This window comes from Nocardia sp. NPDC101769 (assembly GCF_044766925.1).
GTDB lineage: Bacteria > Actinomycetota > Actinomycetes > Mycobacteriales > Mycobacteriaceae > Nocardia.
Window position 1 is genome coordinate 74,589 of sequence record NZ_JBIWMX010000024.1, and the last position, 21,860, is coordinate 96,448.

19 protein-coding genes are annotated in these 21,860 nt (G+C 69.0%); 8 read left to right on the plus strand and 11 right to left on the minus strand.

The window, feature by feature from the left end; genetic code table 11:
- Nucleotides 1-9 precede the first annotated feature (9 nt).
- Both ACIRRA_RS31100 and ACIRRA_RS31105 read left to right on the plus strand, forming a co-directional pair.
- Nucleotides 10-756, plus strand: a complete 747-nt coding sequence (locus tag ACIRRA_RS31100) for a 3-hydroxybutyrate dehydrogenase (RefSeq protein ID WP_402775625.1) — start codon at nt 10-12, stop codon at nt 754-756.
- Nucleotides 753-2,717: an acetoacetate--CoA ligase gene (locus ACIRRA_RS31105; RefSeq protein ID WP_402775478.1), complete on the plus strand. Its 1,965-nt coding sequence runs from the start codon at nt 753-755 to the stop codon at nt 2,715-2,717. Before ACIRRA_RS31100 ends, ACIRRA_RS31105 begins: the two co-directional genes overlap by 4 nt.
- 32 nt (nt 2,718-2,749) lie before the next feature.
- On the opposite strand, the gene ACIRRA_RS31110 is transcribed toward ACIRRA_RS31105, so the two are convergent.
- Nucleotides 2,750-3,373 carry a serine/threonine-protein kinase gene (locus tag ACIRRA_RS31110; RefSeq protein WP_402775481.1) on the minus strand — a complete coding sequence of 208 codons (624 nt, stop codon included), beginning with the start codon at nt 3,371-3,373 and terminating at the stop codon, nt 2,750-2,752.
- Between the two features lie 257 nt (nt 3,374-3,630).
- On the opposite strand from ACIRRA_RS31110, the gene ACIRRA_RS31115 reads away from it, so the two are divergent.
- Both ACIRRA_RS31115 and ACIRRA_RS31120 read left to right on the plus strand, forming a co-directional pair.
- Nucleotides 3,631-4,125, plus strand: coding sequence for a hypothetical protein (locus tag ACIRRA_RS31115; protein WP_402775484.1), 495 nt, complete (start codon nt 3,631-3,633; stop codon nt 4,123-4,125).
- A gap of 361 nt (nt 4,126-4,486) precedes the next feature.
- Nucleotides 4,487-4,699: a hypothetical protein gene (locus tag ACIRRA_RS31120; RefSeq protein ID WP_402775487.1), complete on the plus strand. Its 213-nt coding sequence runs from the start codon at nt 4,487-4,489 to the stop codon at nt 4,697-4,699.
- Nucleotides 4,700-4,771: 72 nt separating this feature from the next.
- Here ACIRRA_RS31120 and ACIRRA_RS31125 read toward each other — a convergent pair whose 3' ends face one another.
- Nucleotides 4,772-5,371 carry a TetR/AcrR family transcriptional regulator gene (locus ACIRRA_RS31125; protein WP_402775490.1) on the minus strand — a complete coding sequence of 200 codons (600 nt, stop codon included), beginning with the start codon at nt 5,369-5,371 and terminating at the stop codon, nt 4,772-4,774.
- 150 nt (nt 5,372-5,521) lie between these two features.
- Between ACIRRA_RS31125 and ACIRRA_RS31130 the strand changes: the two genes are divergently transcribed.
- The 4 genes from ACIRRA_RS31130 (at nt 5,522) to ACIRRA_RS31145 (ending at nt 10,402) form a co-directional block, all read left to right on the plus strand.
- Nucleotides 5,522-6,364 carry an alpha/beta fold hydrolase gene (locus tag ACIRRA_RS31130; RefSeq protein WP_402775492.1) on the plus strand — a complete coding sequence of 281 codons (843 nt, stop codon included), beginning with the start codon at nt 5,522-5,524 and terminating at the stop codon, nt 6,362-6,364.
- Nucleotides 6,361-8,736, plus strand: coding sequence for a beta-glucosidase (locus ACIRRA_RS31135; RefSeq protein WP_402775494.1), 2,376 nt, complete (start codon nt 6,361-6,363; stop codon nt 8,734-8,736). The genes ACIRRA_RS31130 and ACIRRA_RS31135 overlap by 4 nt, the downstream gene beginning before the upstream one ends.
- A gap of 226 nt (nt 8,737-8,962) precedes the next feature.
- Nucleotides 8,963-9,187: a hypothetical protein gene (locus tag ACIRRA_RS31140; RefSeq protein ID WP_402775497.1), complete on the plus strand. Its 225-nt coding sequence runs from the start codon at nt 8,963-8,965 to the stop codon at nt 9,185-9,187.
- A gap of 348 nt (nt 9,188-9,535) precedes the next feature.
- Nucleotides 9,536-10,402 carry a MinD/ParA family protein gene (locus ACIRRA_RS31145; RefSeq protein WP_402775499.1) on the plus strand — a complete coding sequence of 289 codons (867 nt, stop codon included), beginning with the start codon at nt 9,536-9,538 and terminating at the stop codon, nt 10,400-10,402.
- A 480-nt stretch (nt 10,403-10,882) separates the two neighbouring features.
- Here the strand turns inward: ACIRRA_RS31145 and ACIRRA_RS31150 are convergent, their stop codons facing one another.
- The 9 genes from ACIRRA_RS31150 to ACIRRA_RS31190 form a co-directional block, all read right to left on the minus strand.
- Nucleotides 10,883-11,380: a hypothetical protein gene (locus ACIRRA_RS31150; protein ID WP_402775501.1), complete on the minus strand. Its 498-nt coding sequence runs from the start codon at nt 11,378-11,380 to the stop codon at nt 10,883-10,885.
- Between the two features lie 548 nt (nt 11,381-11,928).
- On the minus strand, nt 11,929-12,927 hold the full coding sequence (locus tag ACIRRA_RS31155) for a phosphatidylinositol-specific phospholipase C (RefSeq protein ID WP_402775504.1): 999 nt from the start codon (nt 12,925-12,927) through the stop codon (nt 11,929-11,931).
- Nucleotides 12,928-12,987: 60 nt separating this feature from the next.
- A complete protein-coding gene (locus ACIRRA_RS31160) occupies nt 12,988-13,656 on the minus strand; it encodes an FHA domain-containing protein (protein ID WP_402775507.1) in 669 nt (222 codons plus the stop codon).
- Entirely contained in the window at nt 13,656-14,945 is a 1,290-nt protein-coding gene (locus ACIRRA_RS31165; protein ID WP_402775510.1) for a VWA domain-containing protein, read from the minus strand. The genes ACIRRA_RS31160 and ACIRRA_RS31165 overlap by 1 nt, the downstream gene beginning before the upstream one ends.
- Nucleotides 14,942-16,048 (minus strand): protein phosphatase 2C domain-containing protein, encoded by a 1,107-nt coding sequence (locus ACIRRA_RS31170; protein WP_402775512.1) that lies wholly within the window; start codon nt 16,046-16,048, stop codon nt 14,942-14,944. Before ACIRRA_RS31170 ends, ACIRRA_RS31165 begins: the two co-directional genes overlap by 4 nt.
- Nucleotides 16,045-18,468: a tetratricopeptide repeat protein gene (locus ACIRRA_RS31175; protein WP_402775515.1), complete on the minus strand. Its 2,424-nt coding sequence runs from the start codon at nt 18,466-18,468 to the stop codon at nt 16,045-16,047. The genes ACIRRA_RS31170 and ACIRRA_RS31175 overlap by 4 nt, the downstream gene beginning before the upstream one ends.
- Nucleotides 18,465-19,646, minus strand: a complete 1,182-nt coding sequence (locus tag ACIRRA_RS31180) for a hypothetical protein (RefSeq protein ID WP_402775517.1) — start codon at nt 19,644-19,646, stop codon at nt 18,465-18,467. The genes ACIRRA_RS31175 and ACIRRA_RS31180 overlap by 4 nt, the downstream gene beginning before the upstream one ends.
- Before the next feature lie 7 nt (nt 19,647-19,653).
- The gene (locus ACIRRA_RS31185) at nt 19,654-20,613 is read right to left on the minus strand and encodes a glutamate ABC transporter substrate-binding protein (protein WP_402775627.1); all 960 of its coding nucleotides are present in this window, start codon (nt 20,611-20,613) and stop codon (nt 19,654-19,656) included.
- Nucleotides 20,614-20,618: 5 nt separating this feature from the next.
- Nucleotides 20,619-21,845, minus strand: a complete 1,227-nt coding sequence (locus ACIRRA_RS31190; protein WP_402775520.1) for a hypothetical protein — start codon at nt 21,843-21,845, stop codon at nt 20,619-20,621.
- Nucleotides 21,846-21,860 lie beyond the last annotated feature (15 nt).

Here is a 21,860-nt window from a genome sequence, read left to right on the forward strand (position 1 = left end):
ACCGGACCCCTGGGCGAATTGGCGGGACGCAGGGCACTGGTGACGGGCGGGGCGAGCGGGATCGGCGCGGCCTGTGCCCGCGAGCTCGCCGCCCGTGGCGCGCAGGTGACCGTCGCCGATATCGACGGCGAAGGCGCGGAGAAGGTGGCCGCCGAATTCGGCGGGCGGACATGGCAGGTGGACCTGTCGGACGTGACCGCGCTGGAGGGCCTCCGGCTGGAGACCGACATCCTGGTGAACAATGCCGGAGTCCAGACCGTCAGCCCGATCACCGACTTCCCGCCGGAACGGTTCCGCATGATGCTGCGGCTCATGGTCGAGGCCCCGTTCCTACTCACCCGCGCGGCCCTGCCGCACATGTATGCCCAGGGGTACGGCCGGATCATCAATCTCTCGTCGGTGCACGGGCTGCGGGCCTCGGCATTCAAATCGGCTTATGTGACCGCCAAGCACGCGCTGGAAGGGCTGTCGAAGGTGACGGCCCTCGAGGGCGGGCCGTACGGGGTGACCAGCAACTGCGTGAATCCCGGCTACGTGCGAACCCCGCTGGTGGACAGGCAGATCGCCGATCAGGCCGCTGCGCACGGCATCCCCGAACAGCAGGTGGTGGAGCGGATCATGCTGACCGACAACGCGATCAAGCGGCTGGTGGAGCCGGAGGAGGTGGCCTCGCTGGTCGGCTGGCTCGCCTCGGATGCCGCGCGGATGGTGACCGGGGCCTCCTACACCATGGACGGCGGATGGAGCGCCCGATGACCGAGATCGTGGAGGTCGCGGCGGTGCCGCAATGGGTGCCGGACGAGCGCGCCGTGGCGGCGGCGCGGATCACCGACTTCGGTCGATTCGTGGAGCGGCGCTATGGGATTCGCACGGAGGACTACGGGGAGCTGTGGCGCTGGTCGGTGGAGGACATCGCCGGATTCTGGCGGGCGGTGTGGGAGTACTTCGAGGTCGGCGACGAGCCCGCCGAGGTACTGGCTTCCATTGATATGCCGGGGGCGCGGTGGTTCCCCGGCACCAGGGTCAACTACGTCGACCAGATCATCCGGCACGCCCGCACCGACCGGCCCGCGATTGTCGCGCTCAGCGAGAACAGCCCACCGCGCGAATTCTCCTGGGCGGAAATGCTCTCCCGCACAGCGGTTCTGGTTCGCTCACTGCGCGAACTGGGCGTCGGTCGCGGCGACCGGGTGGTGGGCTACCTGCCGAACATTCCCGAGGCCGCGATCGCCTTCCTAGCCACCGCGAGTATCGGCGCCGTCTGGAGCGCGTGCGGACAGGACTACACGGCCGCGGCGGCGCTCGACCGCCTCGGCCAGCTCGAGCCGGTCGTGCTCATCACCGCCGATGGCTACCGCTACGGCGGCAAGGCGCACGACAAGATCGCCGAAGTAGCCGCTCTCCGGGCCGGTTTGCCCGCGCTGCGGGGGACCGTGCTGGTGTCGCGGCTCGGCAGTACGCTGCCCGACGTCCTGGACTGGAACGACGCCACCGAGGATCTGTTCGCGCCGCAACCGCCCGCGCTCGCCACCGAGCCCGTCGATTTCGATCATCCGCTCTGGGTGCTCTACTCCTCCGGCACCACCGGCAAGCCCAAGGGCATCGTGCACGGCCACGGCGGCGTGCTGCTCGAGCATCTGAAAGCCCTTGCCCTGCATGCGGATATCGGGCCGGACGACACCTTCTTCTGGTACACCAGCCCCAGCTGGATGATGTGGAACTTCCAGGTCTCCGGGCTGCTCGCGGGCGCGACAATCGTCTGCTACGACGGTAGTCCGGGCCATCCCGCGCCGGATGCGCTGTGGGCGTTGGCCGCCCGCACCCGCGCCACGGTCCTGGGCACCAGCCCCGGGTACGTGCTGGCCTGTGAGAAGGCAGGCGCACGTCCGGCGCTCGCCCACGATCTGCGTGCGCTGCGGCAGATCGGCGTCACCGGTGCGGCATTCCCCGCATCCTCGTCGATCTGGTTGCGCGTCAATGTCGGTGACATCCCGGTCTCCTCGATCAGCGGCGGCACGGATGTGGTCTCGGCCTTCATGGGCGGCACCCCGACCGTCCCCGTCTGGCCCGGCGAGCTCTCCGCCCCGTATCTCGGTGTGGCCCTGGAAGCCTGGGACGAATCCGGCCACTCCGTCCACGATGCGGTCGGCGAGCTGATCGTCACTCAGCCGATGCCCTCCATGCCCGTCGCGTTCTGGAACGACCCCGACGGCGCCCGCTACCGCGACGCATATTTCGGCATGTACCCCGGCGTCTGGCGGCACGGCGACTGGATCACCCGCACACCGCACGGCAGTGTCATCGTGCACGGGCGGTCCGATTCCACTCTGAACCGCAACGGTATTCGCATGGGCAGCGCCGACATCTACGACGTCGTCGAGGCGCTGCCAGAGATTGCCGAATCGCTGGTGCTGGGCATCGAACAGCCCGACGGAGGCTATTGGATGCCCCTGTTCGTGGTGCTCGCCCCGGGGCACGAGCTCACCGACGAGCTGCGGCAGCGGATCGCTGCCACCATCCGGACCGCGCTGTCGCCCCGCCACGTCCCCGACGCGATCACGGCCGCACCCGGCATCCCGCACACCCGCACCGGCAAGAAACTCGAAGTCCCGCTCAAGCGCCTGCTACAGGGCGCCGACCCCGGCCGCGTCGTCGACCCCGCCGCGGTCGACGATCCCACCCTGCTGTCCTGGTATCTCGGCCAAACGCCCGACTAGCCTGTCACGCACCGCCGGTCGCCGCCGGGTCGTCAGCGCCCACACCCCGAGGGCCGACAGCTCGGCATCGCCCGCAATATCCTCGCCGACTGGCTGCGCCGACACTCGGGGGCGGTGTACTGGAAGTCGGCCAGGATCTCGCCGTGCTGGGTCAGCTGCCTGCTCTCGTCGAACGCCTTGGCGATGCCGAAGTCGGTGAGCAGCGCCCGTTCCGGGCGCCCGTCGGAGAGCAGGATATTCGCCGGTTTCGCGTCCCGGTGCAGTATCCCGGTGTCGTGGGCGTGGTCGAGTGCGGCGGCGGTCTCGGCGATGATCCGCACCGCCCGGGCCGGATGCATGGTTCCAGGCCGCAGTGCCCGCGCCACATCGGTGCCGTCGACGAAGGTCATGGAGATCCACAGCCGATCGTCCTCCTCGCCGCGCGCGTACACCGTCACGATGTTCGGATGCTGCAGCCGCGCAACGGTATCGGCCTCCCGCCGGAACCGCACCCGATGCTGCGACTCGCCGCCCGGAAGCGTCGGCAGCTTCAGGGCCACGAATCGCGGCAGGTCCCGATCGCGCGCCTGACAGACCGCGCCCATCCCGCCGGCCCCCAGCTTCCGCAGGACCTGGTAGCAGGTGAACACCTCGCCTGGTTCGAGCGTGCTCCCCACGCAGTGAATATCGCGCCACGCGTCCACACCGAAACGTCCAGCGTGTCGGGCGTGGGCGGGCGGCTCGGAACGATCGGGCCGGACCGCGGTATACGGCGCTCCTCACCGGGGGAACCCGGCATTCCGGTCACGCGAAACGCCGTTGGGGGCGCGCGGACGGCAATGACCTTGTAGTCTTTCACAATTCGGCCACCATGCTTGGCTACTGTCAGGCGAGCCGTGCATCTGTCGATCAACAGAGAAGGGGATTGTCGGACGTGGACGTGGGAGCAGTGGCGGCGGCCGCGCAGTCGGGTCGCAGCAGCGAAGCCATCGTCGCCGACACCGAGAAGCAAGCTATCGATCTGCTGACCAATATCGGTCGCTACTACCAGGCCATGTACAACCTCGGTGACATCCGTTCGCCCGGCGCCGAATTGCGTGCGGCCTGCTCGAAGCTGCTCACCGTCGCGAATTGGCTGGACACCGCCCGCGACGAGCAGCTGACGGACGTGCCGGAGCTCGCCGAGTCGGCCGGGCCGTCGCAGGGACGCTCGCTGCCCCGGGTGGTGGCCGACTTCCTCGCCGAACACCCCGAACAGACCTGGACCCCGGCGGAAGTGATCGCCGCGCTGCAGAGTCGGGGCGTGGAGCTGCCGATCAGCGCCCGCCACCACGTCGCGGTCGCGCTGGGGCGAATGGCGCAACGCGACAACAGCAATGTCCGCAAACTCGATCGCGGGAAGTACCAGTACGCGGCGGACTCCGCGTAATCGGGCAGCCGTGAGCCGCCCATCGCCGGTCGGGATGCGGACCGACTCCATCCGGACATCAGCAGCCGGAAACGTGTCGAACCACCGGGAAACCGACCACTCGAATGCGGCCTCTACCGGTACCGGATAGCCCGCTCATCCGAACATCCATCGACCGCCGTTGACGTGGACGACCGCACCCGGTGACGGCGGCTGAGCGCGTCGAGCACACGAAGACGCACGCCCATGCCAGGACAACATCAACCCGGTCTGTGGCGGGCGTCGCGCAACCCAGTTCGTGGCGGGCACCGCGCCACCTACCGGGTGATGGTCGCCGTGTCGACGCGAAAATTGCATTGCGCCAGGTTCATACACTGACGGCGTGCTGAGGCTGATCCTCTTCGTCCCGGTCGTGTGCTGGTTGCTCATGGCCCGCAGCGCAGCTCTGCGAATTCGGTTGGGCCTGCTGCGTGGTGCGTCGCAAACGAATCGGGTGCTCACCCGTGGGACCCGCCCCGAACCGCCCGCCAGAATCGTGTTCGACAACCACGACCGAGACCGGCGCGCGGTTCTCTCACGCATGATCAACGGGTGAAAGAAAAGCATTCGGTGTACTGCCGGCTCGATCTTGCCGAGCACTTCCGCGATGCTGTCGCCGGATGAGGCCTCAGGAGATGTAGGCGATGAGTTCGTCGACATAGGCGCGGAAGAGGGCGGCCATGTCGACGGTGTCGGGATCCATCAGCCATTGCAGCTGCAGGCCGTCCATCATGGCGAAGACCTGGCGGGCTATGGCCGCGGGGTCGATGTCCTTGCGGATGCTGCCGTCGTCGATGCCCGCCTGCAGCGCCCCGGCGAGGTAGTCCTGCAGCAGGCGGTAGCGGTTCAGCGCCCAGTCGTGGGCCGGATGGTCGGCGGTGACCGCCTCGCTGGTGAGCACGGTGAACAGCCGGACCAGCCCGGGCACGTGCATATTGTGGTCGACCAGCTGGGCCAGGCGGACGAGGGCGTCCTTGCCCCGCAGCTGCTGGTCGAACCCGAGGCGGTCGTAGTCGAGGCGATCGCGGTAGTCGAGGACCGCCGACAGCAGCGCGGCCTTGTTCGGGAAGTAGTGCAGCAGCCCGGGCTGGGACAGTCCGCAGCGGTCGGCGATCTCGGCGATGGAGGTACTGCGATAGCCGTTGTCGGCGAAGGCTTTCAGTGCCTCGTCGATGATCTGCTCGCGGCGGTCGTCGCCCCGTCTGCGGCGTCGGGGGTGGGGCGTCATGAGGTGGGACACTAGTCAAGCGGGTTGATCAGGCAAAACCGAACCGTGGTTACGAAACGATAACAGTACCTAATGACCACTCGGTAAACTGGATTTCCACTGGCACACTCGTGCCAGCCGTACAGGGCAGTACGAGGGAAGGGATTGCCGATGAGTCAGGCCCCGATCACGCCGATCACACTGCAGGGCACAGCCGGGAAGCTGGCCGGGTGGGTGGTCGAACCACCCGCGGGCAGCGAGCGACGCGGCACCGTGCTGCTGGTGCCGGGCTTCACCGGCTCCAAGGAAGACTTCGAGGGCATCCTGCCGCTGCTGGCCGAGGCCGGATATCGCGCGGTCACCTACGACCAGCGCGGGCAATACGAGTCGGACGGTCCCGAGGACGTCACCGCCTACGCCATGGCCGATTTCGTCGGTGATCTGCTCGGCGTCGTCGATCAGATCTCGCCGGACGCGCCGATCCACCTGGTCGGGCACTCCTTCGGCGGCTATGTCTCGCGAGTCGCGGTGGTCGAGCGGCCGCAGCGGTTCCGCACCCTGACCCTGCTGGCCTCCGGGCCGTCCACCACCGAGAACCTCAACTTCCCGCCGCCCGCGCTGCTGGTGCAGCTCATCGAAACCGGTGGCCAGCAGGCACTCTGGGATCAGATGAGCGCCATGATGGCCGCCTCCGGCCAGCCGCCGACCCCACAGCGGTTGGAGTTCATGGGGAATCGCATTCTGCGCACGCGCAAGGCCAACCTCATCGGCATCATGACCGCGATGCAGCAACTGCCGCTGCGGGATCCGAGCCCGCTCCGGAATGCGGGCGTCCCCCTCCTCGTCGCCTACGGCGATACCGGCGACATCTGGACCCCCGACGTGCACGAGGCGTTCGCGAAACAGATCCACGCCAAGACGGCGGTGTACCACGGCTCCGGCCACGTGCCGAACGAGGATGTCCCCGAACAGGTGTTCGCGGACCTGGTGACCTTCTGGAAGGAGCAGGCATGACCGACGTCATCGACGACCTCCTCGGGAAGCTGGATCTTCCCGCCAAGATTCGCCTGATCTCGGGCGCGGGCTTCTTCCGCTTCGCGGGCGAACCGGGCATCGGGCTGGCCGAGATGCCGGTCTCCGACGGCCCGTCCGGCGTCCGCGGTGAGCAGTGGGACGAGCGTGACCCCTCGGTCAGCCTGCCCTCGGGCACCGCCCTGGCCGCCACCTGGGATCGCGACCTGCTCACCGGGATCGGCGCTCTCATCGCCGCGGAGGCCCGCCGCAAGGATGTGTACGCGGTGCTCGGGCCGACCATCAACCTGCACCGATCCCCGCTCGGCGGAAGGCATTTCGAATGCTTCTCCGAGGACCCGATGCTGACCGCCGAGATCGCCGACGCCTACGTGCGGGCGGTGCAGGCACACGGGGTGAGCGCGTGCCCGAAGCACTACGTCGCCAATGACTCCGAGACCGAGCGGTTCACCGCGAATGTGGTCGCCGACGAGCGGACCCTGCGGGAGCTGTACCTGTACCCCTTCGAGCGGTCCGTCGAGGCGGGCGCGTGGATGATCATGGCCGCCTACAACTCGGTCAATGGCGTCACCATGACCGAGAACGACCTGCTCGACGAACCGTTGAAGGGGGAGTGGGGCTTCGACGGCGTGGTGGTGTCGGACTGGACCGCCGTGCGCTCCACTCTCGGCGCGGCCAAGGGCAACGACCTGGCCATGCCCGGTCCGTGGGAGCTGTGGGGCGCGCCGCTGGAAGCGGCCGTGCGCAAGGGCGAGGTGCCCGAATCCGCGATCGACGAGAAGGTGCGGCGGATCCTGCGATTCGCCGTCCGGGTCGGCGCGTTGAACGGAACGCCCAAGCCCGTTCCGACCTTCGGTGACGAGGCGTCACAGCGCCTGGTGCGCGAGGCCGCCGCCAAGGCCATGGTGCTCGCCGCCAACGACGGCACCCTGCCGCTCGGTAAGCCCGCGCAGGTCGCGCTGCTCGGATCCGCCGCCGCCGAACCGCGTTTCATGGGCGGCGGCAGTGCGACCGTGATTCCGGCGCACACCACCTCCCCGCTGCAGGGGCTGTCGCAGGTGCTGCCGGTGGTCTACACACCGGGTGTGCACCTGAGCGAGAACATGATTCCGGTTCCGCTGGACCTGGTCACCGATCCGGAGACCGGCGAGCCGGGGCTGTCGCTGCGGTACCTCGACGGCGACACCGTGCTCGACACCGAGCATCGGATGGCGGGCAGCCTCATGCTCTTCGGCAACCCGAATGCCCTGCAGGCCAAGGCCATCGAGTTGCGCGGACGACTGCGGGCCGATGTGGCGGGGGAGTGGCGCATCGGGTTCGCCGGTGTGGGCACGCTGACCCTGACACTGGACGGTGAGCAGGCGCTCGCGGAGACCGTGGTGCCCGCGGGCGCCGATCCGGTCGAGATGCTGCTGAATCCGCCGCAGCGGTTCGTGACCCGCACCCTCGCCGAGGGGCAGGAGGTCGACGTGCTGGTGCGCATGATGCCCGACAACGGCTTCCCTGCCATGGGCATCACCTGCGCGGTCGGCCGTCCGCGCCGATCGGATGACGAAGAGTTCGCTGCCGCAGTCGAATTGGCGCGCGCCTCCGAGGTGGCGGTGGTGGTCGTCGGCACGACCGAGCTGATCGAATCCGAAGGTTTCGACCGCGCCACGCTGCGGCTGCCCGGCCGGCAGGACGATCTGGTCTCCGCCGTGGCCGCGGTGAATCCGCGCACCATCGTGGTGGTGAATTCCGGTTCGCCGGTGGAGATGCCGTGGCGCGACGACGTCGCGGCCGTGCTGCTCGCCTGGTTCCCCGGGCAGGAATTCGGCGCGGCGCTCGGCGACGTGCTCATCGGCGCCGCCGAACCCGGCGGCCGCCTGCCCACCACCTGGCCCAAGACGATGGCCGACGTGCCCGTGCTGAACACCAAGCCCGCACCCGGCAATGCGCTGCCCTACGGCGAGGGCATTCACATCGGCTACCGCGCCTGGCTGAAATCGGGTGTGGCCCCGGCCTATCCGTTCGGCCACGGTCTCGGCTACACCACCTGGCAGCTCGACCGACTGGCGGTTTCCGGCCGGACCGCGACCGTCACCGTCCGCAATACCGGTGCCCGCCGCGGCCGTCAGGTCGTGCAGGCGTATCTGTCGCGCGAGCACAGCAACGTCGACCGGCCGGTGCGCTGGCTGGCCGGATTCGCGGTGGTCGAAGCGAACCCGGGTGAATCCGTCACCGCCACCATCGACGTGCCCAAGCGCTCCTTCGAGCACTGGACCGAACAGGGCTGGGCCATCGAACCGGGGACCTTCACCGTGCACGTCGGCACCTCGGTGACCGCCCTCCCCCTCACCGCCGATATCGGCTGATCGCCTCGACCGCAACGGGTTCCGGCCGCACCGTGGCCGGAACCCGAGCTCTTCGCACGCTCTGGACTCGGGTCGACCGTCGGTGTGCTCTCCGACCGGCTCGAGCTGTTCGTCGGCCTTTCGGCGGCGCTGGCGGCCGGGGCCCAGCTCATTCCACTCTGCACCGCGACCTGGCCCGGCATGCCGGCCTTCGCCGCGGTGAACGGACTGGCCTTCGGGTGGCTTCATGGCCGTGGACACCGCGCTGGTCACCATGGTGCTGCCCAAGGCCGAAGACTCCGCCCGCGATATGGGGGTCCTCAATATCGCCAATGCCGGTCCCCGAATTGTCGGGCCTTTCGTGGCGTCGGCGGTGGTGAGCTTCGGCGGGTACCCGCCACCATTCCTGGTCGGGGGTCTGCTTTCGGTGCTGGGGGCGGCCGCGGTTGTGCCGATTCGGGCGGTGCGCTGACATTCAGTGCCGGAGTTTCGGCGGGGCTATGCACATCGCTGCTGACACGACAAGATCGGGTAATATCTGGCCACATTGAAAGGGGCTGCACGGCAACCCCTTTGCACTCCTGATCGACAGCTAGGCGGGTAGGGGGTATCCGGGGGACAGAACTCGAGGCTTCAGCGAAGTTGTCGAGGCGCAGGGGCCGCTCGTCGACGCGGTGTGGGTGTTGACGGCGAAATGACAGGGGCCGGCTGCGCCACCGATCGTGCACGCGATGGATGACGCCGGCGTTGCCGTCCTCCGCGACGTGGTGACCAGAAGATTCCGCAGCATCGTCTGCCGCTCGCATCAAAGGAATCTAGAGTGTCCGAAAATTTCCCGGATCATCCCGCCGCTCTTTCTTCCACTCCCACAGACCTTTCCCTGCTGTTGCGCCCGGCCCCGCCCGGAGCGCCCACCGACATGGTGCGCATGCACCCGCGCAACGGCTACCTGCTGTGGGCCGACCTGCCACCCGTTCTCGTCCTGGGCAGCTCCGGCGGCTCCGGCGCGACCACCACCGCCCTGGGCATCGCGGGCGCGGCCGCCTACGACTACGGCGAACACTCACCGATCGTCGTCGACGCCACCAGCACCGGTGGCGATCTGGCCGCCCGCGGCTGCGACACCATCGACGCCGCGGGCACCGTCCAGTCCTGGCTGAGCATGACCCACCGCAGCCTGCCGTCGACGGTGATCGACAGTTGCGGCGAAAACAGCTCCGGCGTAGGGGTTTTGCCCCGTGGCCCCGAGGCGCTGCCCCGCCGCGAGACCTATTCCTCGGTGCATCGCGACCTGGTCGAAGCCGGCTGCCTGCCCGTCTACGACGGCGGCGCGCCCGTCACCAACCGCATGGTCGCCCCGCTGCTGTCGGATTCCCGGATCTCGCTGGTGATCACCCTGGCCGCCCGCCCCGACGCCGTGAATCGGCTCAAACCCGCCCTGATCTGGCTCGACGACAACTACAGCCAGTACCACCTGGCCGAAGCGGTCATCGTCGTCACCCGCCAGCACCCGAAGGACGGGCCTCTGGTCACCGAACACGTCCGCAAATATCTCGGCGACGTGGTCCGGGCGGTCGCCGAGATCCCCTATGACGCTCACCTGGGTTCCGGCGGTCCCATCAGCTGGCGCCGCCTGGCGCCGCCCACCCGCGCCGCCTACCGCCAAATCGTGAACCTGCTCCGCTAACGGCACCGGACATCGCGAAATGCCTGTGCGGCTTGGTCCGTCGGCGCGGCTCTCGCTGGCACGATTACGCCATGAACGCATTCGAGGTGGGATGACCGTTCGATTACGGTGCAGCCGCTGAGAAGTTGCGGATGTTAGCGTAATTCCCTGTTCGAACGCATCTACGAGACGTGGATTCGAGGGCATATGACGAATGCTCGGCGGTTACAGCAGCAGGTTGATGACGGGCGACATGCGCATTCGGCAGCGCAAACACGATTGCAGGCAGGGGAGCTGACATATGTCGCGTTCCTGCTGACGGCCCTCGGTCTGGTGCTCATCGGACCGGTAGCCGCAGGTTTCCTGATCGAGGCGAGCGGGGGTGGTGCCACCGGGCCGGGAGCAATCGCGGCGCTGATCGGAATGGCGACCTTCATCGCACTCACGCTGGGGGCCGGATCCTGGATGTTCTGGACGGCCAGGCGCAACCCGGCCCGGGGATCAGACTCTGGTACGTGATCGGCGGAGGAGAACGACTACCCCGACGACGATGACGGAGCCGACCGCGAGGAGGACCGAGCCGAACACTGCGAGGAACCAGGTCTGGCCGGAGAACGCGGCAATGGTGCCCGGGAGCGCCAGCCAGATGACCGTGCCGAGGATGGCGGAGAGCCATTCCGCGGTGCTGCGGCCGAGTTGCCATCCCATCGTGGCCAGTTCCGATTTGATGGACTCGCCGATCCGGTCGGGATCGCGGTTCCAGTGGTGCGGGGCCTCGCCCTCACTGTTGGGCCAGTAGTACCGGAAGAACCGTGCGCGGCTGTGCTTTTCGTTGAGCCGCAGGGAATAGCTGTAGGGGGTCCGGGTGCGGTCCTTGTCGTAGGGCCGTTCGACCCGCAAGCCGCCGTGGACCGAGCGCACAGTGTAGGGGCTGCCGTCGAGCACCATCCGCAGGCGGCTCTCCAACATCACCTTCGCCGACGGAATCGGATAACTCACAAAGATCATCGTAATCGATTCGAGACCATTTGCGTGGCAATCGAACTGGCGGACGCGAATCCATGGACGAATTTCCGAATGCGATTGTCTCTCGACGCAATACGGCGAAACGTCAACTCTGGCCGCCGAAGGTGGTGAGGTCGATCGCCTCGGCCATGGCCTGATATCCGGCGGTGTTCGGCTGCACCGCAGCGCCTTCGGGCTGCGTGGCAATGGTGACATGGGCGAACTCGACCGGCGTGGGGCCAGTGCGGTTGGTGAGGTGGATCCGGACCGTGGAACGGCGCCTTCGGAGCCGGAAAAACCGCCGCGGCAGGCGAATCGACGCGGCTGCTGCCGGGCTCGATCCGCACCGGTCTCGGCGATGGCCGAATCACGTTGCACCACTTCGTTCTTCACGCCGACCGCACCGAACTCGTCCGCGCATCGAAACCGACCCCGCCATGCCGAACTCGCCCTGGCGTCTCGAACACCTCGACGACTACGACGCGGAAGTGCCCGCCGCATTCCGCCGGGCCGGATTGGTCGGTCCAGCTTGGCGTCGAGCCCTAGCCGGCGTTCTTGGCGAGCAGCAGGTCGAGCACCCGGGTGTATTGGTCGGGGAAGTCCATGGGAACGATTCCGTAGTGGGCGGACTGGGTGCTGTGGGTGGTGAGGTAGTCGGCGAGCTTGGGCATGATTGCTGCCGCGTTGTCCTTGGGCCAGGCATTGTCGGCGAAGCTGGTGAAGTTGATGTATTCGAGGGTGTTGGCGGGATCGGCGGCCGCCTTGTCGAGACAGGCTTTGACGTAGTCGAATTTGTCGCCGCCGGAGGAGCCGAAGTTCGAGGACCCGGAGTCGAGGCCGGCCAGGCCGTGGTCCCTGTAGTGGTCCTGGAGGTAGATCCGATCGGTGGTGAAGACGCCGTTGTCGCCACCGGGCCATTGCAGGCAGCCCAGGGAATTCGCGAACTGGGCGATGAGGACGATGCGGCCGCGGGCCTCACCCAGCGCGGGGAAGCGATTGTCCAGCCAGAACAGCGAGCGGTAGCCCTTGGTGTCCAGGTAGCCGTTGAAGATTCGCTCGAAATCGGCGCCCACGTCGTTATTGGTGCCGTCCTCCTTCTTGACCCGCATGACGAGGACTTCGCCGGGATTGCGGGCCAGGAAGGCCCGGCACTGGTCGAGCACCGTGTCGAAGGTGATGCCCTGGTAGAAGGCGCTGTGATACACGCCGAAGGAGTCGGCGGTGTGGTCCTGCAGACCGTTGCAGCGGATGTCCAGGAAACGGATGCCGTGCGCGAATTGGTCCGGGAGCGACCAGTTCTGGGTGTGCGCCCACTCGGTGCCGTCGGCGGCGCTGGTGCAGCAGGAGTCGTGGGTGCCGGGGATGGTGAGGCGCAGCAGGGAGGTGGCGTCGGGGAGCGCGGACATCCACGCCTGCGGCGGTGCGCCGACGGTTCGCGCGTGCGGGATCGCGTGCGCCGCGGGGCTGCTCAGGCCGGTGGCGAGCGCGCCTGCGGCGGCGGCCAGGGTGCTGCGGGCGAAGTCTCGGCGGGTCAAGCTCATAGAGCGGGGAGCCTAACCTGGACAATGGACCAAGATCGCTGTTTTGCTCGAATTGGGTGATCAACCTGGTTCGGTGGTCAGGGTGATGGTGGTCCAGCCGCCCACGTGGATGCGATCGCCCGCCTGCAGTGGCACGGGCGTTTTCGGTGGGATGGGGTGGGGGCTGTCGTTGAGACAGGTGCCGTTGGTGGAGCCCAGGTCGGTGACCGTGAGCGTCGCGCCCTCGATGTGCAGGATGGCGTGCGAGCGCGAGACCGCGATATCGGCGGGCGCGACCGAGAGGTCGATATCGGGGTGCACGCCCTGGGAGACGCTGCGCTTGCCGATCAGGATATTGGGCCCCTGCAAGGGGATTCGGCGGTCTGGATAGTAGTCGGGGAAGTCGACCCGCTCCAGATCGGGTCCCTTCTGAGCCTGCATGCGCGCGTAGTGCGCCCGGTCGGCGGAAATGGTGGCGACCCAGACCGGCGCTGCGGCACCGTTCTCGGCTGCTCCGGACTCGTCGGCGGTCGTCGCCGGCTCCGCGCTCGCCGGTGGCGCGGGCGGAGGCGGCGGCAGCGCCGAGTCGTGTCCACAGTTCTCGCAGAACCGTCCCTCCGAGGGCGCCCCGCAGGACGGGCACAGCACCAGTTGCGGTGCGGCACCACCGAATTGCGCGCCCATCGGCGCACCACAGAAATCACAGTAGTCGGTGGCGGTGGTTTCGTGCCCCTCGATGCAGAGCGCCATCATGGCTCCTTGCGGACTCGGGCGGTCTTGGTGGAGCGGACGTCGAGGGCCATCTCGTCGGCGGGATCGATCTTGTTGCGCAGGCGAATGGTTCCCGTCCGCTCGTCCACCACATCGACGACACTGAGCAGCAGCTTGGCGGTGTTCTCATTGCCCGACTCGCTGGCCAGGTGGTACGCGCGCTGGAGTTTGGCGGTGGCCGTGGCGAAGTCGCCCTGCTTGCGCGCGGTCAGGCCCTCCTGGACGGTCTGGGCCAGCTCGGCCTGTCCGGTGTAGTGCGCGACCCGGCGGCTGATGATCGCCGACTTGTCGGTATCGGTGGTCCAGGCCGCCTTGACCAGACCCTGCCCCAGCACGTCGCCCTCGGCCAGCACGCTCACCCGCGCTGCCAGCTTCTCCCGGTCCGGCGCGGCCGGCTCGAGCTCCAGCTGGATGTGATAGTCGCGATCCTCGGCGCCCCAGGAGCCCAGCGGGTATTCGCCCACCTGCGGCCCGACCTCGCTGCGCCGCGCGGTGAGATCCTCGATGAACGGCGCGACCTGCTTGAGGAACACGATCTTCGCGCCCACGGGTGTCCACACCCGCATGGTCAGGTCCGGAATCGCCTTCTCCATCGACGATTCCATGGTGGCCGCGAAATCCTGGGCCAGCAGGTCCGCGGTCGCCACGGTGTCGATCGTCCCGTGCAGCGCGGAGGCGATGGGGCGCACCTCGTTCGGCTCCCAGTCCACCCCGACGCCGCGGCAGTCGCAGGTGAAGACACCGATGGACTGGCGGATCTCCTCCGCCAGCCGCTCGGGCGCCTCGTGCTCGTTCTTGCCGTCGGTGAGCAGGATCGCGTGCACCATCGCGCCCGGGTGCTGCTGGGCGATCAGGCGTGACAGTCCCAGCCAGGTGCCGATCGCGGTGCCGCCGTGCGGAACCAGCTTGTCCAGCGCTCGCCGTGCGTTGGCGCGCTCCTGCGGGCTGGCCACCGCCGAGGGCCCGCGGTGCGGAAACACCACCTGCGCCTTGTCGGTACCCTCCACGATCGCGAACCGGGTGCCGTCGGGCATGACGTCCAGCGCCGCGAGCGTGGCCCGCCGGGCGCCCGCGAACTTGTCGGCCGCGCCCATGGACCCGGAGGTGTCGATGATCAGGATCTCGACCCGCGGCGGCGGTGCCACCGACACCACCAGATCGCCGGTGGCCTCGACGGTCACGATGGCGTCGACCGTGCGCACCCCCTCGGCGAGGAATGCGTTCTGGTCGATGGCGACCGAAATGCCTTTGTTCTCAGCGGAAGTCACGGTGTGTCTCCTGACGGTGCGAGGGACGGGACGGGCACGAGGGCGACGGTGATGTTGTCCTTGCCGCCCGCGCCGAGCGCGTGCTCCACCAGGGCGCGCGCTGCGGGTAACGGCGCAAGCGAGCTGGTGAAGCGGGCCAGCGCCGCCGCCTCCGGGAGGTAGTTCCACAACCCGTCGGTGCATACCAGCAGCACCCCGGGCGCGTCGGTGTGCAGGGTGCGCACGCAGGTGGGCGACCACTGCTGTTCGCTGTCGGCCCCCAGCCAGCGGGTGAGCACGTGCGCGTGCGGGCCGTCCATGGCGGTGGCCGCGTCCAGCAGGCCGTTGTCGACCATGGCCTGGGCGAGGGAATCGTCGACGGTGAGCCGGTCGGAGTCGTCGCCGGGGCGCAGCCAATAGGCCCGGCTGTCACCGACGTTCGCGACGGTGATGTCCGCGCCGCCCTCGGCGTCGAACTGCACGATCGCCGAGACATAGGTGCACGACGGTGCCTTCCCGTCCGGCGAGCCGACCGCCTTGACCGCGTCGGCGGCGGCGGTCAGCCCGGCCATGACGCAGTCCTCGGCGGGCTGCTGCGCGGCGAGGGCGGCCAGGCAGGCGTCCAGACCCGCTCGGGCCGCGGCACCCGAGGCGGCCTGCGGATCCTCGGAGGTCGACACCCCGTCACAGACCGTGATGACCACGGCGGCCGGGCGATCCGGCACCGCGCCCTCCAGCACCGCCGCCGCGACCGCGTCCTCGTTGCGGGCGTGCAGCAGGCCGCGGTCGGTGATCAGGCACGCGGTGCCCAGGTCGAATTCGAAGCGATCCCGCTCGGGCCCGAGCTCACCGCAGGTGGCGCAGTAGCCGTCGGGGTCGAATTCGGTGCCGCCGCAGCCGGTGCAGTCGGGCGGCGGACCGGATTCGACGGTGGCCGTGGTGCCGGTGGGTTCGAGCCGGGCATTGCGCGCCGCCTCGGCCACCGGCACGGTCGAGCCGGAGCCGGGCCGGAATTCCTTGGGTGGCAGGGCGATCGCCCGGATACCGAGCTTGCGGCCGCAGGCCTCGCAGAATCGGTCGGTATCGGCGGCGAAGGTGCCGCAGTGCGGGCAGCGGGCCGTCACAGCAGCGTCCTCGGGCGCACCGCATTGGCCTGCTCCACCAGGGCGATCCGTTCCCACATGTCCTCGGTCTCGTGCGCCAGGTCGCGATAACAGCGTTCCAATCCGGTGCGTACCCCTTGCTGATCGAGCGCCACCCCCAGCAGCGGGGAGTGGTCGGTGGGCACCCTGCCCAGGCGCAGCCAGCGCAGCGCCGCGTCCAGGACTCGCAGACGGGCCTGCGCGGCACGGCGTTTCGAGTCGAGGGTCAGACTATCGATGCGTTTGCCGGCATCACGAACCAATTGTTCGGTCAGCTCGGCGGGCTCGGCGACGGCCAGCAGCGTCTCGACGGCGGTGACCCCGGCCTCGGTGTGCACCGCCGAGGCGGCGTCGACCTGATCGAGCACCGTGACCGCGCCCGCCCGGTCGCCGGCCGCGCGCCGCAGCCGGGCCGCGCCGAACGCGGCGCTGGTGAACGAGCGGTCGGTGCGCCAGACCAGGTCGTAGTAGCGGGCGGCCCGCTCGCGCGCGGTCTCGGGATCCAGTCCGTCCGCGGCCATGAGCTCGGCGGTGACGGCCAGGGCCAGCTTCGGTGCGGCCTCACCCGGCAGCGCGCTGTAGAGGGCGTCGAATTCGGCTGCGGCGGCGGGCCAATCGCGCTGCAGCAGGCGGGCCAGGCCCGCGAACCAGGTCAGCCGCCAGTCGCCGGACAGCGTCTGGCCCACCGCGTCCAGCCGGCGCAGCGCGTCGTCCGCATCACCGAATTCCAGTGCGGCGCGGATCAGTCGGAGCGGGATCTCCACCGACTCCTCGCGGCCGGTGACCACCGACTGCAGGCCCGCGGTGATCTCGCGCTCCAGGTCCTCGGGCGTGACCGCGCTGGTGGAGGCCAGCAGTGCCGCGCCGCTGTCGGTCGGGTCGACCAGCGGAACCGGCAGCGCCGCAATGAGGGCGCGGGGATCGTCGGGCAGCTGGTCACCGACGCCGAACACCCCGCGCGGCGGGCCGAACCGGGTGGACAGTCCCGGCCGGGGCCGCCCGTCCTCGGTGGCCAGCACCTCGCGCAGAATGCCGGTGAGCTGATCGCCCATCTCGGCCATGGAGGTGAAGCGCGCGTCGGGCTCGATATCGGTGGCGCGCACCAGGAATCGGTACAGCGATTCGTGGCGGGCCATGAGCGGCTCGAGCTCGGGACCGGGCAGCGGGCCGAGTTCGTTGTTCAGCGGCGGGATCCGCATGATGAGCGCCGCCAGCGTGCGGCCCACCGTGTACACCTCCGATGCGACGGTCGGCCCGGTCTGCGCGATCTCCTTGGCCTGGTAACCCGGCGTGCCGTAGATGGTTTCGTTCTGATCGTGCAGGCCGACGACCGCGCCGAGGTCGATGAGCTTGAGCTGCTCCTCGGTCTGCATCACATTGTCGGGTTTGAAGTCGCAGTAGGCGAGCCCGCGCTCGTGGAGGTATTCGAGGGCGGGCAGCATCTCCAGGATGTAGGCGATGGCCCGCGCGGGCGGCAGATACCGTTGATCGGCCGTGCGCTGTTCGCGCAGCAGTTGTTTGAGCGATTTACCGCCCACGTACTCCATCACGATGTACCCGACCGGCTTGCCGTCCGGCCCGGTGTCCTCGGCGAAGTTGTAGATCCGCACGATATTAGGGTGATCGACCTGCGCGAGGAACCGCTTCTCCGCCACTGCCGCCCGCATGGCGTCCGGGTCGCCGGTATTGAGCAGGCCCTTGAGGACCACCGGCCGGTCGTCGACCTTGTGGTCCACCGCGAGATAGATCCAGCCCAGGCCGCCGTGCGCCAGCGGGCCGAGCACCTCGTACTGGCCGCCCACCACATCCCGGCCGGACAGCTTGGGGGTGAAGGAGAATCGCGTCCCGCAGTGGGCGCAGAAGCCCTCGGCGCGACCGGGCTGACCATTGCGGCTGCGCCCGACCGGCCGATTGCACCTGCCGCATTCGCGATGGTTCTCCGGTACTTCCGGATCGACCAGCACGGCCTCGGCCGGATCCCGGCGCGGCACCGGCGGCACCTTGACCATGCCCGCGCCCAGCCGGCCGCGGCTGGCGCCGGAGGCTCCCGACCGCCCGGTGCGGACCGAGCGCCCGCTGCGGGAGGACCGGCCGCTGACCGTCGATCCGGTGCTCATCGCCGACGCGTGCCCGGTGTCGCGCGCGGCGGTGGCCAGCGCCGAGGGCGACGCCGGCGCGCTGCCGCACACATCGCAGTAGCCGTCGACAATCGTTCCGGTGCAACCGGGTTCGGCACAGCGTTCGGAGCCGACGGCTGCGCTCGCGGCGTCGGGAGAGCTCGTCCCGGTCGACGTGGTCGACCCGCCCGTGGTGGCCGCGGGCGCCGCGCTCGGGGCGGTGCCGCAGACGGTGCAGTAGCCGTCCTCGATGGTCCCGGTGCAGCCGGGCTCGGTGCAGTTCATGATCGCCTCCCCGATTTCTGGTCGATGAGCTGGCGGTAGTCCGTGACGGCGCGGGTGACCGCGGCCAGATCGCAGGGCCGGCGCGAGAGCAGCCCCGCAGCGATGCGGGCGGCCGCGAGCACATCCTGATCCTCGGCCACCCCCAGCCGGGCGGCCTTGGCGCGGTAGGAACTGAACCGCCCCTTCAGTTCCGCCCGCCGATCGAGCAGCCCCTGCGCGAGTTGTTCGTTGCGGGTCGCCGCGTCGAGCGCCCCGGTGATGCGTTGCCGCAGCTCCCACAGCTCCGTGGGCACGGACGGATTGGCTTCCAGCGCGGTCAGTTCCGCGCTGTACACGGCACTGTCGTCCGGATGCCGGGGGAGCGGCGCGGCCAGAATGGTGTGCTCCACCTCGGCGCGTGCGCGATCGGCCCGCTCATAGGTCTTGCGCAGCGCCTCGACCCGGGACCGGGCCCGCTCGATCGCCGCGTCCCAATCCGTCGAGATGGCCCGCAGTTCGGCCAGTACCGCCGCGGCCTCGCGCATGCGCCGGGACAACGCGCCCAGGCGACGGTCGAGCACATCGGGTGCCAGGGCCAGGGGATCGGTGGCGACCTGCATGGCCAGGGCGTCGATATCGCTTGTCAGCGACTGCAATTCGGGAATCGACATGCCGGTACGGGTCAGTTCCGCCTGCAGCGGTGCGATATCGGTCATCACCCGGGTGTGCACCGCCTCCACCGCGTCGAGCACCCGCACCACGGTCGGGAAGGCCGCACGCATGCGGTCCAGCATCTCGGTGATGCCGATCAGTTCGATCTGCTCGCGCGGCCCGCTCAGCGAACGCTGGGACATGGGAATCATGCTGCGCGACACCTCGACCGGCTGTCCGCGCAGCAGGCGCGTGAGCTCCTCCCGGTCCAGCGCGTCCAGGCGGCGCCGCCCGCGCGCGGCGCGGGCCTGGTCCAGCACGGTGCTCAGCCGCCCGAAGTCCTCCCACATGAGTTCCAGCGCCGCCCGGGCCGGCGCCCAGCGCTGCTCGGTGACACCGGCGGGCGGGAAGCGGCGCAGCAGCATCAGCCCGGGATGCTTGTCCAGCTCCACCAGGGTCGCGGCGATGGTCTCGATTTCGCGTGCCCGCTCGGCGATTTCACGATCTATCTCGGCGACGCTGAGAATGTGCCCACGATTCTCGTGCATGACCGGCTCAATCGCTGTACTTGGGCGCCGGGGGACCGATGGACGGCCCGAGCACGCTCAGCCGCTGGTTGTATATCCGCTGCCAGGTACCGTCGGCGCGCACCCGCTCCAGCACGCCATTGACGAACTGCACGAGATCCGTGTTCTGTTTCTGGACACCGATGGCGTACACATCGGTGGCCATGGCGTCGCCGACCACCTCGAGATTCGGGTCCTGGATCTTCAAGCCGTACAGCAGCGGCAGATCGGTGCTGGCGGCGTCGACCTCGCCCTGCTGCAGCGCGGTCAGGCAGTCCAGCCAGTTCTCGATCCCGATCACGATGGGGCGCTGAGGAAGTGCGAACACCGCGTCCAGCGTCGTCGAGTTGGGGATGCCGCAGACCTTCTTACCGCCCAGATCGGCCGCCGAGTGAATGCCCGAGCCCTTGGTCACCAGCACCCGCTGGTCGGTCTCGAAATACACGGTGGAGAACTGGACCTGCTGGCGGCGCGCACAGGTCGGTGTGAAGTTCTGCACCACCAGATCGACCTCGTTCTTCACCAGCGCATCCGCGCGGTGGGAGGAGTCGATGGGATGCAGGTCCACGCGGCCCGGGTCGCCGAACAGGTCGCGGGCGATCTCGTGGGCGAGATCGATATCGAAGCCCTCGAGGTCGCCGGTCGACGGATTGCGGTAGCCGAACAGGAATTGGTTCTGATCCACCCCGATCCGGATCTTCCCGCTGGCGACGATGTTCGCCATGGTCGAGCGGGCGGGCATGGACCCGGGCTGCGGTTGCGGACTCAGCGGCCGCAGGCTCGCGGTCGGGTTACAGGACTGGTCGCCGCGCTGATTGGGCGCGGTGGTGAGGACGGTGGCGCCCGCCGGCAGCCGGCTCCCGGACGGTAGCTGGAAGGGGGCGGCATCCGGCGTCGACCCGCATGCGGCGGCCAGCAGCGCCACGGCTGCCACCATCAGCATCCGCATCCGCTTCACAGGAACTCCTTCAACCGCGGCCACACCCCGACGACGATCGATCCCGCCGCCGCCAGCAGCAGCACCAGCGTGCCCAGGGGGCTCAGGGTGAGGGCATTTCCGGCCGTGTTCACATCGTCGCGCACTTCCTGGCGGGTCCGCTCGAGTTCGGCCTTCAAGGCATCGTCGAGGGCGGTGAACTGGGCCGCGGACCCGGCGCCGTCGGTCTTGATCGACTGGTCGACCGCCCCGCGATAGTCGTTGGACTTGTAGGCGGCGAGCTCCTTCTGATGGCCGTCCTGCCAGCCCGAGAAGGCCTTCGACGCTGCGGAATTGCTGCTCAGCAAGCCGGCCAGATCCGCACGCACCTGGTCGCTGCCGGCGGTGAAGCGCTGCTCGCTGGCGTCGACGTCGGCGCGGGTGATGAGCTGCAGTGTCTCCTCGGTGCGCGCCTGCTGGGCGAGAATCCTTGCCTGCGCGAGCTTTTCGAAGCGCGCGGTGGCCCCGGTGTCGATGGCCGCCGTGGTCGCGGCGGTGGTGGCGAGGATCCACAGCAGCGCGGCCGCCGTCAGACCGCCGGCCGTGACCACGCCCGGATTGATCCATCGGTTGGTGCGGCGCACCAGAATCCACGAGCCGTAGCCGCAGGCCGCGAGCAGCAGCACGAGTGTGCCCGCGCTCCACCAGGGCAGCCCGGTGATCGCGCCCTGATCGCTGTGCAGCTGTGCGAGGCGAATCTGCTCCAGTTCGCCCGCGTCCTTCAGGATCGAGCCCTGCATGAGCGCCGACGCCTGCCGCAGATACGCGGAGCCGACCGGCAGGCCCTGCCGGTTGTTGGCCCGCGCAGCCTCGACATAGCCGGTGTAACTGGGCAATTCGGCCGAGATGCGGCCCAGGATGGTGCGGGTCTCGGCGTCCGCGGCGCCGGTGGTGGCCTCCGCGAGCGCGGCGGCCGCGTCGGTCAGCGCGTTTTCGTATCGGATGCGGACCTCGGGCGACTCGATGCCGCCGGAGAGGTAGGCGGTGGACGCCGCCGCGTCGGCGGTGGACAGGGCCACGTACAGCCGTTGCGCGGCATTTGCCAGTGGTTCGGTGTGCGCCAGGACGGTGTCGTGGCGCGTGATCTTGGTGCCCTGCTGATTCGCGGTCACCAGGCCGCCGAGCAGGGCCAGCAGTGCGAGGGCCGCGCCCACCGCACCGATGACGCCGGGCGCGGTGCGCGCGAAGCGTCGCGTCCACTGCATGCCCCCGCGAGTGAT

Coding starts and splice junctions, on each gene's coding strand:
- ACIRRA_RS31125 (WP_402775490.1), bottom strand. CDS start 5,371: ATGACGCCCCACCCCCGACGCCGCAGACGGGGCGACGACCGCCGCGAG.
- ACIRRA_RS31160 (WP_402775507.1), bottom strand. CDS start 13,656: ATGGCGCTCTGCATCGAGGGGCACGAAACCACCGCCACCGACTACTGT.
- ACIRRA_RS31175 (WP_402775515.1), bottom strand. CDS start 18,468: ATGAACTGCACCGAGCCCGGCTGCACCGGGACCATCGAGGACGGCTAC.
- ACIRRA_RS31180 (WP_402775517.1), bottom strand. CDS start 19,646: ATGCACGAGAATCGTGGGCACATTCTCAGCGTCGCCGAGATAGATCGT.
- ACIRRA_RS31190 (WP_402775520.1), bottom strand. CDS start 21,845: ATGCAGTGGACGCGACGCTTCGCGCGCACCGCGCCCGGCGTCATCGGT.
- ACIRRA_RS31105 (WP_402775478.1), top strand. CDS start 753: ATGACCGAGATCGTGGAGGTCGCGGCGGTGCCGCAATGGGTGCCGGAC.
- ACIRRA_RS31140 (WP_402775497.1), top strand. CDS start 8,963: ATGGCCGTGGACACCGCGCTGGTCACCATGGTGCTGCCCAAGGCCGAA.
- ACIRRA_RS31185 (WP_402775627.1), bottom strand. CDS start 20,613: ATGCGGATGCTGATGGTGGCAGCCGTGGCGCTGCTGGCCGCCGCATGC.
- ACIRRA_RS31155 (WP_402775504.1), bottom strand. CDS start 12,927: ATGAGCTTGACCCGCCGAGACTTCGCCCGCAGCACCCTGGCCGCCGCC.
- ACIRRA_RS31130 (WP_402775492.1), top strand. CDS start 5,522: ATGAGTCAGGCCCCGATCACGCCGATCACACTGCAGGGCACAGCCGGG.
- ACIRRA_RS31135 (WP_402775494.1), top strand. CDS start 6,361: ATGACCGACGTCATCGACGACCTCCTCGGGAAGCTGGATCTTCCCGCC.